The organism is Microbacterium testaceum (assembly GCF_001476655.1).
GTDB lineage: Bacteria > Actinomycetota > Actinomycetes > Actinomycetales > Microbacteriaceae > Microbacterium > Microbacterium testaceum_C.
The window spans coordinates 1-1,333 of record NZ_LDRT01000143.1 but is presented as its reverse complement, the minus strand read 5'-3'; the positions used below and the strand labels follow the sequence as shown (position 1 = coordinate 1,333).

Sequence of the window (1,333 nt, the reverse complement as noted above, 5' to 3'; positions counted from 1 at the left end):
TCGGCGGGGGCGTCGGCGGCATCCGCTGCGGCGGTCGCATCAGCGGAGGACTCATCGGCGAGACCGGCGGTGTCGACAGGTTCGGCGGCGTCGGTCGACGAGGCATCTGGAGCCTCAGCGGGGACGTCGGCCGGATCGGTGGCCGCCGCGGATTCGTCGGGCGAGACCGTCGTCTCGTCGGCGGGAACAAGCTCGTCGGTCGCGTCGCTCGAGGGGTCGAGCGGGCCGGCGGTGTCGGGGGAGGAAGCGGAAGTCACGGAAGTAGCACCTCATCGCGGCAGAGCCGCCTGGGGGAGAAGGACGATCCCGAGCCTAGTACGCCCGACCGCGGCGTGACGGGATCAGGGCGACGGGGCCGTCGTCTGCTCCGGGTCGAGAAGAGGAGCATCGGGAGCGGTGGAGGGGGAGGGGGAGTCCGTCACCGTCGGAGCCGGCGTCGGAGCGCCGGGACCCGCCACGAAGTACGCGGTCTGCGCCGCGACCGCACCGGCGATGACGACGATTCCGACGACGATCCCGAGGATGTTGTCGCGCCGCCGACGCTGGCCCTGACGACGATGCAGCTCTTGCCGCGCCTGGTACGCACGCGCGCGCTCACGCTGCTCGCGACTCTGCCGGTCTTTCCCACCCGTCGCCACATCGACCTCCTCCGGCCGCCCTGCGACCGTCCCCGATCCTACGCAGCACGGCGCGAGCCCGACAAAAGACCGGTGCCGGTGTCAGCGGCCCCGGATAGCCTGGATCGGTGCCCGCCTCCTCCGCCCTCTTCCAGGGCCAGACCCCGCTCGCGGTCCGAATGCGACCCACGAGCCTCGACGAGGTCGCGGGCCAGGGCCATCTGCTGCGCCCCGGATCGCCGCTCTTCACTCTCGCGACCACCGACTCCTCGGCATCCGGATCCGCCGTCTCGGTGATCCTGTGGGGACCGCCGGGGACGGGGAAGACCACGCTCGCGCAGGCCATCGCGCGATCGTCGGGGCGGCGCTTCGTCGAGTTGTCGGCGATCACCGCCGGCGTGAAAGACGTCCGCGAGGTGATGCAGGAGGCGCTCACCCAGCGCGATCTCTACGGGCAGTCGACGATCCTGTTCCTGGACGAGATCCACCGTTTCACCAAGGCGCAGCAGGACGCGCTGCTGCCGGGCGTCGAGAACGGCTGGGTCGTGCTGATCGCCGCGACCACCGAGAACCCGTCGTTCTCGGTCATCTCGCCGTTGCTCTCGCGGTCGCTGCTGTTGACCCTCCGCCCACTCGGCGACGATGACCTCGGCGACCTCGTCGACCGCGCGGTGACCGACCCGCGGGGCCTCGCCGGCCGTGTCGTCCTCGACGAC

At 71.4% G+C, this 1,333-nt stretch carries 2 protein-coding genes and 1 pseudogene; 1 reads left to right on the top strand and 2 read right to left on the bottom strand.

Annotated elements, in window-relative coordinates:
* Both NS220_RS16400 and NS220_RS16395 read right to left on the bottom strand, forming a co-directional pair.
* Positions 1 to 257, bottom strand: a pseudogene (locus NS220_RS16400) (DUF349 domain-containing protein); the annotation flags it as partial.
* Between the two features lie 84 nt (positions 258 to 341).
* Positions 342 to 638 (bottom strand): hypothetical protein, encoded by a 297-nt coding sequence (locus NS220_RS16395; protein WP_058625084.1) that lies wholly within the window; start codon positions 636 to 638, stop codon positions 342 to 344.
* 158 nt (positions 639 to 796) lie between these two features.
* Between NS220_RS16395 and NS220_RS16390 the strand changes: the two genes are divergently transcribed.
* Positions 797 to 1,333 (top strand): AAA family ATPase (locus tag NS220_RS16390; protein ID WP_440589476.1); only part of this gene is annotated, 537 nt, incomplete at its 3' end.